Annotated in this window: 14 protein-coding genes; 13 read left to right on the forward strand and 1 reads right to left on the reverse strand. The window is 47.3% G+C overall.

Features of this window, described 5'->3' with window-relative positions; translation table 11 throughout:
- Positions 1 to 3: 3 nt before the first annotated feature.
- The 11 genes from G9U52_RS28835 to murA all read left to right on the forward strand — a co-directional run bounded on the left by G9U52_RS28835 (position 4) and on the right by murA (position 13153).
- Entirely contained in the window at positions 4 to 1104 is a 1101-nt protein-coding gene (locus tag G9U52_RS28835; RefSeq protein WP_166154178.1) for an NADH-quinone oxidoreductase subunit D, read from the forward strand.
- Positions 1104 to 2135: an NADH-quinone oxidoreductase subunit NuoH gene (gene nuoH / locus G9U52_RS28840; RefSeq protein ID WP_166154180.1), complete on the forward strand. Its 1032-nt coding sequence runs from the start codon at positions 1104 to 1106 to the stop codon at positions 2133 to 2135. The genes G9U52_RS28835 and nuoH overlap by 1 nt, the downstream gene beginning before the upstream one ends.
- 15 nt (positions 2136 to 2150) lie before the next feature.
- Positions 2151 to 2594, forward strand: coding sequence for an NADH-quinone oxidoreductase subunit NuoI (nuoI, locus tag G9U52_RS28845; RefSeq protein WP_166154182.1), 444 nt, complete (start codon positions 2151 to 2153; stop codon positions 2592 to 2594).
- A gap of 1 nt (position 2595) precedes the next feature.
- The gene (locus G9U52_RS28850; RefSeq protein WP_166154184.1) at positions 2596 to 3120 is read left to right on the forward strand and encodes an NADH-quinone oxidoreductase subunit J; all 525 of its coding nucleotides are present in this window, start codon (positions 2596 to 2598) and stop codon (positions 3118 to 3120) included.
- Between the two features lie 2 nt (positions 3121 to 3122).
- Positions 3123 to 3449, forward strand: coding sequence for an NADH-quinone oxidoreductase subunit NuoK (gene nuoK / locus G9U52_RS28855; RefSeq protein ID WP_166154186.1), 327 nt, complete (start codon positions 3123 to 3125; stop codon positions 3447 to 3449).
- A gap of 103 nt (positions 3450 to 3552) precedes the next feature.
- Positions 3553 to 5436, forward strand: a complete 1884-nt coding sequence (nuoL, locus tag G9U52_RS28860) for an NADH-quinone oxidoreductase subunit L (RefSeq protein WP_166154188.1) — start codon at positions 3553 to 3555, stop codon at positions 5434 to 5436.
- On the forward strand, positions 5426 to 7054 hold the full coding sequence (locus G9U52_RS28865; RefSeq protein ID WP_166154190.1) for a complex I subunit 4 family protein: 1629 nt from the start codon (positions 5426 to 5428) through the stop codon (positions 7052 to 7054). The genes nuoL and G9U52_RS28865 overlap by 11 nt, the downstream gene beginning before the upstream one ends.
- Positions 7055 to 7097: 43 nt before the next feature.
- Complete coding sequence (locus tag G9U52_RS28870) at positions 7098 to 8573, forward strand: NADH-quinone oxidoreductase subunit N (protein WP_166154363.1); 1476 nt, start codon at positions 7098 to 7100, stop codon at positions 8571 to 8573.
- A 297-nt stretch (positions 8574 to 8870) separates the two neighbouring features.
- Positions 8871 to 11411 (forward strand): S8 family serine peptidase, encoded by a 2541-nt coding sequence (locus G9U52_RS28875; RefSeq protein WP_243767626.1) that lies wholly within the window; start codon positions 8871 to 8873, stop codon positions 11409 to 11411.
- 24 nt (positions 11412 to 11435) lie between these two features.
- Positions 11436 to 11687, forward strand: coding sequence for a DUF1146 family protein (locus G9U52_RS28880; protein ID WP_166154192.1), 252 nt, complete (start codon positions 11436 to 11438; stop codon positions 11685 to 11687).
- A gap of 134 nt (positions 11688 to 11821) precedes the next feature.
- Entirely contained in the window at positions 11822 to 13153 is a 1332-nt protein-coding gene (gene murA / locus G9U52_RS28885) for a UDP-N-acetylglucosamine 1-carboxyvinyltransferase (protein WP_166154367.1), read from the forward strand.
- A 121-nt stretch (positions 13154 to 13274) separates the two neighbouring features.
- Here murA and G9U52_RS28890 read toward each other — a convergent pair whose 3' ends face one another.
- Entirely contained in the window at positions 13275 to 13937 is a 663-nt protein-coding gene (locus G9U52_RS28890; protein ID WP_243767627.1) for a DUF2238 domain-containing protein, read from the reverse strand.
- A gap of 321 nt (positions 13938 to 14258) precedes the next feature.
- Between G9U52_RS28890 and spoIID the strand changes: the two genes are divergently transcribed.
- Complete coding sequence (gene spoIID / locus G9U52_RS28895; RefSeq protein WP_243767628.1) at positions 14259 to 15293, forward strand: stage II sporulation protein D; 1035 nt, start codon at positions 14259 to 14261, stop codon at positions 15291 to 15293.
- 66 nt (positions 15294 to 15359) lie between these two features.
- Positions 15360 to 16097: a M23 family metallopeptidase gene (locus G9U52_RS28900; RefSeq protein WP_166154194.1), complete on the forward strand. Its 738-nt coding sequence runs from the start codon at positions 15360 to 15362 to the stop codon at positions 16095 to 16097.
- Positions 16098 to 16137 lie beyond the last annotated feature (40 nt).

Genomic DNA, 16137 nt, shown 5'->3' on the forward strand with positions numbered 1-16137 from the left:
CTTTTGATTAGAACGGAAGAACTGTTGCTGAATGTAGGCCCGCAGCATCCCAGTACACACGGGGTGTTTCGGATTGTGGTCACGTTGGATGGTGAAATCATTACCCATGCAGATCCAGTAATGGGTTATCTGCATAGAGGAACCGAGAAGCTTGCGGAGAATTTATCCTATACCCAAATTATCCCTTATACGGACCGGATGGATTATGTATCGGCCATGACGAGTAATTATGTACTGGTGCATGCTGTAGAGAAGCTCATGCAGCTGGAAATACCTTTGCGAGCTGATTTTTTGCGGTTGATCGTGATGGAATTACAGCGTATTGCTAGCCATTTGGTTTGGTGGGGCACGTATTTACTAGATATTGGAGCCATGAGCCCGTTTTTGTATGCATTTCGGGACCGGGAAATTATTATCGATTTGTTTACGGAGCTTTGCGGTGCGCGGTTAACCTACAATTATATGCGGGTTGGCGGCGTGAAATGGGATGCACCTGAGGGCTGGATTGAGAAAGTCCGTAAATTCATTCCCTATATGAAAGATAAGTTAGAAGAATACACGAATTTAGTGAGCGGCAATGAGATTTTTCTGGCGCGTATTAAAGGGATTGGCAAGTATGATGCAGAAACGGCGATTGCCTATGGTCTAAGTGGAGCGAATTTACGCTGCACGGGCGTAAACTGGGACATTCGAAAAGACCAGCCTTATTGCTTGTATGACCGATTTGATTTTGATGTGCCTGTAGGTACAACCGGTGACTGCTATGACCGTTATTTACTTCGTTTTGAGGAAATCAAACAATCGTTGCGTATATTAGAGCAGGCTGTTGACCAAATGCCTGGCGATGGTGAAATTATGGGTAAGGTGCCGCGTGTGCTTCGCGCTCCTGAAGGAGAGGTATATGCCCGTATTGAGTCGCCGCGAGGTGAGATCGGCTGTTATATCGTTTCTAAAGGCAAGGATAAGCCGTACCGCTTAAAATTCCGCAGGCCCTCCTTCGTCAACCTGCAAATATTGCCGAAGCTGTTGGTTGGAGAAACAATGACCAACATGATCACGATACTCGGGGGCATTGATATTGTCGTCGGGGAGGTGGATTGCTGATGGCACAGCTGTTAAATGAGCAACTCACCTGGATCAACTTTGCGATTTTTTTCGCTTGGGGCGTCGTCATGCTGATGGTTGTTTTAGGCTTTGTTACGTATGCCATTTACTTTGAGCGCAAGGTCATTGGTTGGATGCAGATGCGTGTAGGCCCAAACCGTGTAGGCCCATTGGGGCTGCTACAATCGGTAGCCGATGTACTCAAGCTATTAATCAAGGAAGATACGATTCCTGCAAAGGCTGAACGTGAGCTGTTTATCCTAGCTCCCGTCATTACCTTTATACCGGCTTTTGTGGTGATTGCGGTTATACCGTTTAGCGAGACGCTGTTCAGTACGAACCTAAATGTAGGGCTGCTTTTTTATGTGGCGCTCTCTGGGATTTCAACGATCGGCATTGTGCTAGGGGGCTGGGCTTCCAATAATAAATACGCCTTGATTGGCGGTATGCGGTCTGCAGCGCAAATGATCAGCTATGAAATTCCATTGGTCATTTCTGTAATCGGTGTAATCATGATTTCGAGCAGCTTAAACCTAAATGTCATTGCCCAAGCACAGGCTGGTGGTTTTTGGCACTGGAACTTTATTCCACAAATTATCGGTTTCTGTGTATTTATCGTCGCTGGGGTATCTGAGTTAAACCGTACTCCCTTTGACTTGCCTGAGGCCGAGTCTGAGCTTGTAGCTGGCTACCATGTTGAATACAGTGGTTTCCGCTTTGCATTTTTCATGCTTGCTGAATATGTATATGTATTCGCGATTGCAGGACTCACGACGACGTTGTTTCTCGGCAGCTGGCATGCACCATTTGCCTTTCTTGATTTTATTCCGGGGATCATTTGGTTTCTGCTGAAATTTTCCGCTATCGTGTTCTTCCTGTTCTGGATTCGTGCCACATTACCACGGATTCGCGTCGATCAACTGATGGGTTTAGGGTGGAAAGTATTGCTGCCGCTGGCGCTGATCAACATTCTCGTTACGGCTGTTTATATGAGTATTGGCCCGATGTTGTCGGTGTATTTCTTTAAATAGAGAGGGTGAGAATGGATGCAAGGTATAATTAAAGGTCTCGCTGTTACCCTGAAAAATATGACCCAGAAAAAAGTAACCTATGGCTACCCTGAAGTGCCCCTGCAGATGCCGGATCGCTTTCGTGGTATCCAGCATTTCGACCCGGATAAGTGCATCGTCTGTAATCAATGCGCCCGTATTTGTCCAACGGAATGCATCACGTTAACCGGTAAAGCTAACCCTGATCCAGAGAAAAAGGGCAAGGTTATCGATACTTATGATATTAATTTCGAGCTATGCATCTTATGTGATTTGTGTACAGAAGTATGCCCAACTGAGGCTATCGTCATGACGGGTAACTTTGAGCTCAGCGCATACAGCCGCGATGATTTGTTCAAAGACATGGCATGGTTAAACGAAAACAATGTGAATGTGCGGAAGGAAAACAATTCAGCACTTCCGAAAGGCGGGGCGAAGTAGGATGTTAAGCAACATTGGGACTTTTTTGTCCAGCGGCGAAAATATTGCCTTCTTCGTATTTGCTTTAATGGCTATCGGCGGCGCTATTTTTATGCTCAGCTTTACGAAGGTTGTCCATATGGTGGTCGCCCTTGCGATGACGTTTATTAGCTTGGCTGGGTTATACGTCATCTTGGATGCGGAGTTTGTCGCTTTTGTGCAAATTCTTATCTATGCAGGTGCTATATCCATTCTTATGATATTCGGCATTATGATGACGAAGCATCAAGGCGAGGAGATTGAACCGAAACGCCCACTGTACAACACGCTGCTTTTTATCGGTGCAGCTGGGCTGTTCGGCGTTATCTTTTATGCGATCCAATATTCGACTTTGCCTACCGGCACCTTTCAAGCTGTAGAGGACAATACGATGGAGATCGGGAAATTATTGTTCACGAAGCATGTCATTCCATTTGAGTTAATGTCGGTGCTGCTGACTGTTTCCTTTATTGGGGCTATTGTAGTGGCGAAAAGGGAGGAGGATTAACCGTGAGTGAAGCGAGTGGAAGTGGACTGGCAACTCCCTATCTTACATTAGCAGCTATTTTGTTCTGCATCGGTCTGTATGGGGCGTTATCCAAAAAAAATGCGCTGATCGTGCTGCTATCTATCGAGTTGATGCTCAATGCAGTCAATTTAAACCTGGTTGCCTTTTCCAAACTGGGCATCGTACCGAATTTGACTGGTCAAATTTTCTCATTGTTTAGCATTTCCGTTGCAGCTGCTGAGGTTTCGGTAGGTATTGCGATCCTTATTACTTATTACCGCAACAGAGGAACAACGGATGTTAACGAGATGAACTCGTTGAAACGATAGTTTGCTAAAGCAAATCAAGTAATGCTTTCGAAGTAGCTTGCTATGGCAAGCTTGCATTCGATGTAAGTTTGCTGAAGCAAACTTTTAAGGAGGACTTAATTTCATGGTATCGGCCTACTCACAGTACGCCTGGCTTATCCCGTTGTTTCCCTTGTTGTCTTTCTTAATTTTGACAGCCGTTGGCCGTCAGTTGAAAGATGCTGGAAGCTATATCAGCATTGCCGCCATGTTCGCTTCTTTTATTGTTTCCCTGTTCATTTTTATTGAGCGTGTGGGTGGCAATATCGAAGATTATACGTGGAACAAGCTGCAGTGGATCAAGCTCGGAACGGGCTCCCTCACAATGGGATTCGAGGTAACAAATTTAAACGCATTGATGCTCGTTATCGTTACACTGGTTAGCTTGCTAGTCAACCTTTATTCCAAGGGATATATGCATGGCGACGAGCGGATTAATGTATTTTTTGCTTACATAGCCCTGTTCACTTTCTCCATGCTGGGATTGGTGATTTCAGAAAATCTCATTGAGCTGTACATCTTTTGGGAGCTTGTTGGGGTATGTTCCTTTCTGTTGATCGGCTTTTGGTATTTCAAGCCCGAAGCACGTGCAGCAGCGAAAAAGGCTTTTATCATCACACGAATTGGCGATGTTGGGCTATTAATTGCGATTTTGATCTTGTTCTGGGAGATGCCTAATCATGCGATGGACTTTACCTCCATTCATAATGCCTTCACGACAGGAAAAATATCCGCTGGGACAACAACCTGGATCGCCATCTTGATCTTTGTAGGGGCTGCGGGCAAATCGGGCCAATTTCCGCTGCATTCCTGGTTGCCTGATGCGATGGAAGGCCCAACGCCGATTAGTGCCTTGATCCATGCAGCGACGATGGTTGCTGCAGGTGTTTATCTAGTGGCACGCACGTTTGATATTTTTCAAGCATCGCCTACAGCGTTGCTGGTGGTCGCTTGCATCGGTGGCTTCACAGCTATATTTGCGGCAACGATTGGTACCGCACAGAATGATATCAAGCGTATCCTTGCCTATTCGACAGTGAGCCAGCTTGGCTATATGATGATGGCACTGGGAATTGGAACATCGGTCGCTTATACCGCAGGTATTTTCCATTTGTTTACGCATGCTTTCTTTAAAGCTCTTTTATTCCTTGGTGCCGGCAGTGTTATTCATGCTGTGCATACGCAAAACATCCACGAGATGGGTGGAGTCGGCAGCAAAATGAAGGTAACCGCCTGGACCTTTGGTATCGGTGCCTTGGCCTTGTCGGGCATACCTCCGTTGTCAGGCTTTTGGTCGAAGGATGCGATCCTTGCTGAAGCGTATACCCATAACATGCCATTGTTTTGGGTAGGCTTAATTGCTGCATTTTTTACGGCATTTTACATGTCACGTCTGTTCTTCCTCGTATTCCTTGGCAAGCCAAGACATGTTGCTAAGGTTCATGAATCCCCGATGACTATGACCTTGCCGCTGGTTGTTTTGGCGGTATTAGCGATTGTCTCCGGCTTCGTGTTTACTCCCTTCAACCCATGGCTCGGAACCTGGTTGACAGGGCATACGCAGGCAGAGCATGCCAATGCCGTTGTGATGGTGCTGTCCACATTAGTGGGAGTGCTGGGGATCGGTCTCGGATACTTGATCTACATCAAGCGTTCCATTCCAAGTGATCTGGTGTCCAGCCGTGCACCTTGGTTAGTTCGCCTGCTTGAGCGTAAATATTTTATCGATGAGCTGTACCATGTGGTCATCGTCCAGCCGTTGAAGAGCGTTGGAGCTGTGCTTCATCTATTTGATGTGTATGTCGTAGATGGACTTGTACGTGCAGCAAGCTACTCAGTGATGGGCATAGGTAGAATAGGCTCGCGCTTACAGAACGGCCATGTACAAACCTACGGACTGGCGACATTGTTGGGGCTGCTTATTTTAATCCTGGCTATCGCTGGAAGGAGGTTTATCAATGCTGGATAACTTCCCTTTGCTCTCGCTGATTACGTTCTCACCTCTGCTCGGTATCCTTATCCTTTTATTTGTGCCGAAGCATTTGGGATTTTGGATCAAAACGATTGCGATCATTACGACATTGATCCCGCTTGGTTTGTCTGCTTGGCTTTATGCTTCCTTTAATCCTCAAGTGGCAGGCATGCAGTTCAAGGAAGAGTGGGCATGGATTCAAGTACCGCTTAACCATGAGGCGGACGGTTTAAACCAGCTGACCTCGTTTTTCTTCGAGTTTAAGTATGGGATGTCGGTCGACGGCCTCTCCTTGCCGCTTGTATTCTTGACGGCATTGATTGCTGCCATGGCAGCCCTTGCCTCTGTTTATATTAAGAAACGCTGGAAATCTTATTACATTTTGTTTTTACTGTTAGAGATCGGGATGTTTGGGGTATTTATGGCCCAGGATTTGTTCCTGTTCTTTGTATTTTTCGAGGTTACGATTATCCCAATGTTCTTTCTTATTGGTATATGGGGGTATATGGAGCGGGAGAGGGCAGCCAATAAATTCCTGCTTTACAACGGGATTGGCTCAGCGATTATGCTGATAGCTTTTCTGATACTGGTTACTACAGCAGGATTCGGACAAGTTTCCAATGAAGCGGGTACCTCGATCTATTACAGCGGGGATATTAGCGTAATTACGAATCATTTGTTCGAAAGTGAAGGCTCTTATGTGAACCAGACGGACATTGAGGGCAACCCGTTTTATATGAGTGCTGCTATGAAATGGACATTGTTTATTATGTTATTAGTCGCGTTTGGCATCAAGCTGCCTATTTTCCCTTTCCACACGTGGATGTTGAAGGTGCATACAGAGGCCCCCCCTTCGGTCGTTATGATCCACTCCGGTATTTTGCTGAAAATGGGTGCATATGGACTGATTCGCTTTGGCATTTTGCTCTTTCCGCAGCAGGCGACTGCCTGGGCTACGGTTCTTGCGGTGCTCGGCGTAGTTAATATTTTGTATGGAGCGGTATTGGCCTTTGTGCAAAAAGATTTCAAGCTTGTGCTGGCTTACTCCAGTATTAGCCATATGGGTATCGTACTGCTAGGTATCGCTGCCTTTAATACGATTGGGATGGAGGGCGCTATCTTCCAGCTTGTCTCCCATGGTTTAATATCAGCGCTGATGTTCTTGCTGGTTGGTGCTATTTATGAGCGTACCAAGACAACGATGCTGGATGAATTAGGCGGTTTGGCACGAACCGTGCCATTCATTTCTGGAATCCTGCTGGTAGCAGGTATGGCTTCCTTGGGCCTCCCAGGATTATCCGGCTTTATCAGTGAATTCCTGGCTTTTGTCGGGTTGTTCCAGACTTCCCCAATCATTACAGTGGTGGCAACACTTGGCGTTATTTTAACAGCTGTTTATATCCTTAGAGGGGTTCTAAGCATCACCTACGGGCCAACCGTAGAGCTGCCTGAAGGTACCCGCGACGCAAGGCTTATTGAAGCGGTGCCGATGATAACGCTGGTTGCTTTTATCATCGTATTGGGCATTTATCCAGCTATACTTAGTGAGCCTTTACACCAAACCGTAAGTGGCTTCGATCAATTCATCCAAAGCATTGCAAAGACAGGAGGTTAGACCGGTGGAACAACTACGTCTCCAATGGAGCGATCTCGGATACATGGCACCGGAACTGACTCTAATCATCGCGGCCGTGGTGTTATCGTTGCTTGATCTGGTGCTGCCCAAACAAACGAACCGTATGCTGTTGGGTTGGCTCTCATTGGCCAGTATTCTTATATCCATAGGCTTTGTAATCAGCTTTCTACAGCCTGCAGAAACGAAGCAGCTGCTTGGCTTCAGCTACAGGATTGATGACTTTGCTAATATTATGAAGCTGGTTCTTCTTACGGGTGCAGGCTTCGTTACCTTTATGAGCATAGGAGCTGTAAAGGAACAAGAAGTCCCGCATATCGGGGAATATTTTTATCTGTTGCTCCCAGCCACAATGGGCGGCATGATCATGGCTTCATCGGGGGATCTGATTACCCTGTTTGTCGGCCTTGAGCTGTTAAGCATCACCTCTTATATTTTGGTGGCGATGCGCAAAAAGGATCTTCGTGCCAATGAAGGCGCCTTTAAGTATATGGTGCTGGGCGGTATATCGTCTGCGATTATTTTATATGGGATGTCCTTCCTGTATGGGATGTCAGGTTCTACCAACCTTGCCGAAATCAATACTGCTCTCGCCCAAAATGCGACGGGCTTCCTGCCTTTGATTTATGTGGCATTTTTTCTACTGCTGGCAGGCTTTGGCTTCAAAATAGCCGCGGCGCCTTTTCACATGTGGGCACCTGATGTGTACCAAGGAGCAGCAACGCCAGTCACAGCTTTCCTGGCTGTGGTATCCAAGGCTGCTGCGTTCGCGATTACATTCCGCGTCTTATATGGAGTGTTCGCCGTTGGCGGGCTGAACCAGCTGCCGATCCACGGTGATGTGCTGATGTCTCTGATGGTCGTGGCTGCGTTGGCAATGGTTATGGGTAATTTCACGGCGCTTCGCCAAACGAACCTGAAAAGGCTTTTGGCTTACTCGGGTATTGCCAATTCCGGCTATTTGCTAGTCCCATTGGCTACTTATTTTTCCATGGTGCATTACTCCAATTTCTCGGAGTTTTCCTTTTACCTGATTGCTTACTTGTTCATGAATATTGGGATGTTCGCCGTATTGATGATTATTGAGCATTCGACGGGTGACGAGAACACGAGCGGCCTTGCAGGGTTTTACTATCGTGCGCCTTGGACGGCTGTTGCGACCGTGTTCCTGGTGCTATCGTTAGCGGGCTTGCCTATTTCGGGCGGATTTTTCGGAAAGCTCTACATTTTGTTAGGCACCCTGCAAACCCAGCATTACTGGCTAGCGGCGGTTATGATCGGTACTAGCGTTGTATCGTATTACTACTACTTTGGGCTGGTCCGCCAAATGTTCATGCGCAGTGATGACGAATCACGGCAAGTGGTGGTCACTTGGCCGTTGGGCATTACGCTTTGGCTATGCGTCGCGGCTAGTATTGTGCTAGGTGTAGTGCCACAATGGGTACTGGGTTGGATTGAACGGATTTTCTCGATCTCCCAGGATTTATTGTTCTTAGGTTAGTTTTTAGAGGATAGAGATCCAAAAAAAGCCTGGTAAACAGTGCTCTACGCGCTGCTTTATCGGTTTTTTTTTGTTTTGATTATGATAAAACGAAAAAAATTCTTGAGCAACATTCGAAAGTAAGCTGCCCGTTTAAATGGATGTTTGCCCAACAGAAGCAGTGGGTAATTAAAGGGATGTGTACAATGTTCATAATTCTTCCACTATTTTCTACCCTTTTTTATGGAAATAAGGCAGGTAATTCATATCCCCACATCGAATACAAGAAAGCTAGACTATAAAGAGGGAAAAGAAATCATGGATATGTTTCGTAAAAAAACCACCACTAAGCTTCTTCAATGGATAATTGGGCTTGCATTGTTTGTTTTATTCTCAGGAATAGCCTATGGAAAAGAACCCCCTGTCGTGATTGCTGCCCGTGGAGATGACCCTTTAACAGAGAAACAAACGTACCTCCAGCTAATCCAAGCTGAACAAGCCTGGAATACAGTGAAAGCTAATGCATCGCTTGTCATCGCTATTGTCGACACCGGAGTTGATTTGAACCACCCTGATTTGCAACCGAATCTAGTCCCAGGTGTAAACCTGCTTAATAGCAAAAAACTGCCGCAGGACGATAATGGCCATGGCACCAATGTGGCAGGTGTCCTTGCAGCCGTAGGTAATAATGATAAGGGAATAACCGGTATTATGTGGTCTGCCCAAATCATGCCAGTTAAAGCCTTGGAAGCGGATGGTTCAGGAGGAGAAGCGAAGCTTGCAGAAGGTATTCGTTATGCGGTTGACCATGGAGCCAAAATTGTGGTGCTTTCGCTAGGAATCAACAAATATTCAGCATTGATGAGTGAAACCGTTAAGTACGCTGAAGAGCAAGATGTTTTACTTGTTGCCGCCACAGGCAATGAAGGCAACAGTGTGAAGTATCCAGCCGCCTATTCTACGGTGTTAGCTGTAGGGGGGATGACGGCAGATGGAACAGCAGACAAGCGCTCTAATAAAGGCTTAGAGATCGATTTGGTTGCGCCATGGGACGTCTTTACTACGGCTCTTGGGGGTGATTATGAATATAAGGACGGCACCTCTATGGCTGCCCCTCAAGTAGCCGCTGTAGCCGCCTTGGCATGGAGCCAGCATCCGGGTTTGAAGGCCTACCAAATCCGCCAATTGCTGCGGCAAACGGCAGAGGATTTGGGTGAGTCCGGCTGGGACGCCTCCACAGGCTATGGATTACTTCGCGCTGACCGTGCAGTAACCGAAGCCCCTCTAGTGGATATGTATGAGCCGAACAACCGCAAGGATCAAGCCAAATCGATCTCCATCAGCAAAATGGTTACAGCATCGTTTACAGGAGGCTCCGACCTCGATTGGTTTTACGTGGATGCTCCATATGATGGGACCGCAGAGCTGATGTTCGAGCTGCAGGCAGGCCAACAAATAACCGTCCAACATACGGATGCTGCGGGTACTTTCACAAGTGTGGCCGCAGATCCGGGAACGCCTATACAATTGAAGGTAAGCAAGGGGCGCAGCTACGTATTGCTGCAGCTGGCGAATCGAAACGTGAAGACGGAGGTTTCGTACAGGCTTACGACTTCCTTTACGATTTATCGTGATCAGTTTGAGGATAACGACCGTCAATTTAAAGCTTATGTGCTTCCCTCACAGAGCTTAAGCATTACAGGAACCTTTCATCAAGAGGATGACCAGGACTGGTTTGAATTTCCAGTAGAGCAGTCGGGTAGCTTGAGAATCGAGCTTAGTACCGATACCGCTAGAATCGATCCCGTGCTGTTTGTGCAAAAGCAAGGGGAAAAGGCGTATACGGTAGATGATAACGAAGATGGGGTTTCTGAAACCCTACAACTTCCTAAAATATTTCCGGGCAGTTATTATATTAGGGTTAATAATGTTAAGGAATATTCATTTCCGGTTAATGGTGAGTATACACTTACAATTCATTATGATGCGCTGCACATGGACCCTAATGAACCAAACGGTCGATCCTACCAAGCAACAACCGTTTCCTTGGGCACTCCCTATTATGGACTGGTCGATAAAGCTGAGGATTTGGATTGGTATCAATTCGTGTTAACCGAAGAAAGCTTGGTTCAGGTAGATGTCACTGATATTCCTGATGGTACGAGTATGTACTTAACCATGTATGATGGAACAGTGAAGCTGCTGTACAGCACCAGCGGTGCAGAAGCTCTGCAAATCGCACAGCAGCTGCCGGTCGGGACTTATTATGTGAAGCTGAATGCGAATGTACCGTTTGACCGAAGCTTCTACAAATTTGTGGTCGACGGCAAACCAATAGTGGGTGGGTTTACCGATATTCGTGGCCATTGGGCACAAGATGCGGTTCTGGCCTTGACCCAGAAACAAATTGTTAATGGCTACGACAATTTTACGTTTCGTCCCGACCAGACGATAACGCGGGCTGAAGCCACGGCCATCTTGGGACGAGCATTTAAACTGACCCAAGCTCAAACCATCAGCTATACGGATGTAAGAACTGCCCATTGGGCCTATACATGGATAGCCCGCGCTGCGAGTAAAGGAATTGTCAACGGATATCCCGATCAAACGTTTGCTCCCGACCAGCCGGTCAGCCGGATGGAAATGACTTCAATGATTGCCCGCAGCATGAACCTAACAGGCGAACCACGAGGTACGGTTCCTTTCACCGACGTGGATGACAGCTATTGGGGCAGCGGCATATTGAAGCAAATGAAGGCTGGGGGCTGGATCAGCGGCTACGATAATGGTGCGTACCGTCCAGACCAACAAGCAACACGTGCGGAGTTTGTTACGATGCTGACCAAAATCATGCCATAACGGCAGTAGAAAGGGACTTCGCACATGGATTATGTAGATCAAATGAATTCTTCACTGGGCATGAGTGGTTTAATCAATATTACGATTGTTCTCATCTGCATTGGATGCTCATGGTGGGCACTACAGGAGCTAAACCTCGAGAAATTATTAAAAAGGCCGCGAAGCGCACAAGGCAAGCTGCTGCAAATTTTGTTTTCCATAGCGTTAGGTTACCAAACAGCCAAGTTTATCATCGATTATTTCCATTGGTCAACATGGCTTTCAGGAATATTTTGAGTCGAAATCCGAATAATCAAGGTGGATTTTGTCAACAATGTTTAGTATACAGGGCATAAAAGGGCATAAATTCATTGCAAGCGCCGAACTATATTTTATCCATAAAATGAAACAGTACAGATAGGGGGACCATGATGAACAAAATTATCGTCCGCGGCGGCCAAAGTTTATCAGGCAGAGTGAAAATACATGGGGCCAAAAACGCCGTACTGCCAATTATTGCAGCCTCGATCCTAGGATCAGAGGGTGACAGTGTTATTTATGAAGCTCCTCCTTTAGACGACGTTATGGTGATTAACAGCGTTCTCGAAAGTCTTGGGATTGAAGTTGAATATAAAAATGAAACCTTGCGTATCAACGCACGAAATATTCGTACTTGCGAGGCTTCTTATGAACTGGTTCGCAAAATGCGCGCTTCCTTCTTGGTCATGGGGCCTCTCTTAACCCGCATGGGGCATGCGCGAATTTCACTGCCTGGGGGCTGTGCTATTGGTACACGGCCAATCGACCAGCATTTGAAGGGCTTTGAAGCCATGGGAGCGGAGATAGAGCTAGGTCAAGGCTACATTGAAGCCAGGGTAACAGGTCGGCTGAAGGGCGCCAAAATTTACTTGGATGTAGCAAGTGTGGGAGCTACCGAGAATATTATGATGGCCGCCACATTGGCAGAGGGTACAACGACTATCGAGAATGCTGCCAAAGAACCGGAAATCGTCGATTTGGCTAATTACTTGAATGCAATGGGGGCCAAGGTAAGGGGTGCCGGTACAGGCATGATTCGGATTGATGGTGTGGAGGGGCTTAGAGGTGCTGTACATACAGTTATACCGGATCGAATCGAAGCGGGTACATACATGATTGCAGCCGCGATCACGAAAAGTGACCTTTATATCGAAGGTGCGATTGCTGACCATTTACGCCCTGTTATCTCCAAGCTGCAAGAGATGGGTGTGCATATTGATGAAGACGAAAATGGGCTGCGAGTTTACGTGGATAAGCCGCTTCGTGCGGTTGATGTTAAAACCTTGCCCTATCCGGGCTTTCCGACCGATATGCAATCCCAGATGATGGCCTTATTATTAACGGCTGACGGCACGGCTATTGTAACAGAAACCGTTTTTGAGAACCGTTATATGCATGTGGAGCAGTTCGCGAACATGAATGCTCAGATTAAAGTCGATGGCAGATCTGCAGTCATTAGTGGAGGCAACAGGCTGCATGGTGCCAAGGTTTGCGCGACCGACTTGCGTGCCGGTGCTGCTTTAATTCTTGCCGCGCTAGTGGCAGAGGGTGTGACTGAAATTACGGGAGTCCATCATATTGACCGGGGTTATGTGGACATTACACATAAGCTGCGGCTGCTCGGTGCGGATATCCAATGTATATCCCGCGAAGCCGTCCATATGGAGGAAGAACAGGAGCAAGAGGCTATGCAGTTGTTCAACGTTAGTCCAATTATGGTTTAATCGCAGCTTGAGCCTCAGCTAGTCGATTCCAACAAAAACCCGCCAGCTTAAGGTAGCCTCCTTAAGCTGGCGGGTTTTTGTTCATCTAGCGGCGGACTACCTGCCTGCATTCGATCTCGATCTATGATCTTGCTTGGACTCCGGCGGCGTTTACCGACCGGCCTCTCGCGCCAGAAGCAGCAATTAGCATCGCAAGAACCGCCCCGTATAAGGCCAACTCCATATCATGCTGGGTGTCCCAGGGATCGCCTTGCGTCCCGAGAAATAAGGTGCCAATCTCTGGTGCTACGATAAGCGCCACCCACATTTCTATCAATTCGTAAAAGGCGCCACTCGCCAGTACGATTACAGGAGCAAACACATACGCCCATTTTGCCCGCAGCATGATGGTTCTCGCTACTAGCTCCTTGATGGGATATGCAAGCAGCAGCCCATAGGAGAAATGAACAATCCGGTCGTAGCCGTTGCGTTGGAAATGGAACAGCTCATGAAGCCAGGTATCCAAAGGCGTCGTATTGTACGAATAGTGGGCGCCAACGGTATGGAGCCCCATAAATATTAAGGTTAACAGATAAGATAAGTTGGAAAAAGCAAACCGATAATACGTTCCTGCCGCTACAAGAACCGCTACGAATATTAATAAGTTTTCCAAAAGCCAGTTAAACCGGCTGTACGGCTCTACGGACAGGATGGCCCATAATAAAGCATACCCGACTAGCATAGCTTGCAGCAGCCAGTTGCGGCAGAAAGGAAGGTTACAGTCCAATAAGCTAGCTGGCAACATATGACATGCCCCCTTTTTATTCATCGTAACATCCGGTTCATCCTGAGATAAGTACTAACTTTTACTAGTACTCCCTGTGGCCTACACCCAACATGTCCTAACTGTCCCAAACTCCCCCTGCTAACTGCCAACTTCTCCCCGAGTCACCCTTAACAGCTGTCCTAGCAAGTCTGCGAAGTACCGCCGCCGCTCCATCTCTGCACGCCATTGCACGCTACGTCTCTTGTTCTATTCTACTTTTTTGATTCATAAGATGATGTTACTAAGCAGAGCTATACGCTATGCAATCTTAGAATCAACAGATGGTAGGAGGTACTGGAGTTGGGTAATACAAAAGCGGTCCATTTAGTGCTCCTATGTCTATCAAGCTTTGTTGCAGTTTTAGTGATCATGCCGTCCATTCCCAAGCCTAATAGCATTCAAGCGCCTTCTGTGGCAATAGCTCCTTTGGAAGCGATCGAGCCCAATGTCGGCCCACAGCCCGCACCGCTTTATGTTCCTGTCTATCTTTCTAGGCAAAAAAAGATAGAATCCATGCCCTTGGAGCAATATGTCCGTGGGGTTTTGGCCGCCGAAATGCCTATTGAGTTCGAGTTGGAAGCGTTAAAGGCACAAGCAATGGCCGCTCGGACATATATCATCCGCAAAGAGGTTGAGCAGGATTTCAGTAATGTTCCGGTAAGTGGGGCATGGGTAACGGATACCATCGCCCACCAGGCTTATACCAGCGAGGCAGATTTGAAAGCGCGATGGGGTGAGCGGTATGCGAGCAATTCGGACAAGCTTAACCAAGCAATTGCCCAGACTGAGGGCGTTATTTTAACGTATGAGCAAAAGCCGATCCAAGCCAACTTTTTTTCTACCAGCAATGGTTTTACGGAAAATTCGGAGGACTACTGGAGTGCCTATATTCCTTACCTGCGAAGTGTACCTAGCCCTTGGGACATCCAGCTATCCCCGCGCTATAAGGATACGGTTACCTTCTCGACTGCCGATTTACAAAGTAAGCTTGGTATCAGCAAGGCTGTGCCTGCTTCCGGGAGGGGCAGCCTCCTGCAGGTTGTAGAGCGGTCCCAAGGGCATCGGATCAAGCAAATAAGGATTGAGGGAAAGCTGTACAGCGGGCGCGAGATTCGCGAGAAGTTAGGTCTTAATTCATCCCAATTTCAATGGAGCTGGAAAGGAGACCGTTTGGAAGTGACCACCTTCGGATATGGCCACGGGGTAGGTATGAGCCAGTGGGGAGCCCAAGGGATGGCACTGGAGGGCTATAAGGCTGACCAAATTGTCCAATACTTTTATACCGGAATTGAGCTGAGTGAAGCTTCCAGCCTAGTAAAAGGAAATAATTTGTAAAAAAAGAGAGCACTAGGCGTATAAAACTCGCATCCGTGGCAACAATGGTTAGCGAGGTGATAATCTATGAATGATCAAAAAAGAGATTTACAGACCCAGCAAGAAGCTCCTAAATCTAACGAGGGAGCGCGGGGAAAACAATCGTTTTCATGGAAACGACTATTGTCCAAGAAATGGGTATTTCCAGCAACCTACATGGCAGCGGCGGCAATTATCTTAACGTTAATGTGGGTCTACCAGGATGCAGGCAGGTCCGCTATTAAGGATGAGCTTGCTGTTGGGCTGGAGGCGGCCGAGACTACGGTAACTGAAACCGTGACGAAGCCAGACGCATTAGCCGTTAATGCCGTTATTGAAACGATGCAGAGGCCTTATAAAGAAACCGGCGAGCTTGAAGTGACCTTGCCTTTCTTTGATAGCAAGGCTTCGAATGAAGTGCGCCAAGCTGCCATGGTTGAGTATGGGGACACGTTTACACCGCATATGGGGATGGACTTCTCCAAGCCTGACAATCAAACCTTTGAAGTGCTGGCAGCGATGGGCGGCAAGGTAACAGCCGTAGAGAAAAACCCAGTTGTAGGCAACCTGATTGAAATTACGCATAGCAACGGTTTGATAACCGTGTACCAGAGCTTGGCCGAGATGAATGTAGCCAAAGACGCAGAAGTGAAGAAGGGCGATGTCATCGCCAAGGCAGGGCGCAATGAGTTGGAGAAGGACCAAGGTGTCCATCTGCACTTCGAGGTTCGCCAGGGTGAAGATGGGACTTCGATCAACCCGGACTCCTTTTTTGCAGAGCATTAATGGTTCATGCTTAACTCAAAATAAAGCTTTTGGAGCGCAA

Origin of the sequence: Paenibacillus agricola, assembly GCF_011440305.1 — a bacterium.
Lineage (GTDB): Bacteria > Bacillota > Bacilli > Paenibacillales > NBRC-103111 > Paenibacillus_S > Paenibacillus_S agricola.

Excerpts from the sequence above, each read along its gene's own strand:
- G9U52_RS28875 (WP_243767626.1), top strand. The coding sequence starts at position 8,871 with ATGGATATGTTTCGTAAAAAAACCACCACTAAGCTTCTTCAATGGATA.
- murA (WP_166154367.1), top strand. The coding sequence starts at position 11,822 with ATGAACAAAATTATCGTCCGCGGCGGCCAAAGTTTATCAGGCAGAGTG.
- G9U52_RS28850 (WP_166154184.1), top strand. The coding sequence starts at position 2,596 with ATGTTAAGCAACATTGGGACTTTTTTGTCCAGCGGCGAAAATATTGCC.
- nuoL (WP_166154188.1), top strand. The coding sequence starts at position 3,553 with ATGGTATCGGCCTACTCACAGTACGCCTGGCTTATCCCGTTGTTTCCC.
- G9U52_RS28880 (WP_166154192.1), top strand. The coding sequence starts at position 11,436 with ATGGATTATGTAGATCAAATGAATTCTTCACTGGGCATGAGTGGTTTA.
- G9U52_RS28870 (WP_166154363.1), top strand. The coding sequence starts at position 7,098 with ATGGCACCGGAACTGACTCTAATCATCGCGGCCGTGGTGTTATCGTTG.
- G9U52_RS28865 (WP_166154190.1), top strand. The coding sequence starts at position 5,426 with ATGCTGGATAACTTCCCTTTGCTCTCGCTGATTACGTTCTCACCTCTG.
- G9U52_RS28900 (WP_166154194.1), top strand. The coding sequence starts at position 15,360 with ATGAATGATCAAAAAAGAGATTTACAGACCCAGCAAGAAGCTCCTAAA.
- nuoI (WP_166154182.1), top strand. The coding sequence starts at position 2,151 with ATGCAAGGTATAATTAAAGGTCTCGCTGTTACCCTGAAAAATATGACC.
- G9U52_RS28890 (WP_243767627.1), bottom strand. The coding sequence starts at position 13,937 with ATGTTGCCAGCTAGCTTATTGGACTGTAACCTTCCTTTCTGCCGCAAC.
- nuoH (WP_166154180.1), top strand. The coding sequence starts at position 1,104 with ATGGCACAGCTGTTAAATGAGCAACTCACCTGGATCAACTTTGCGATT.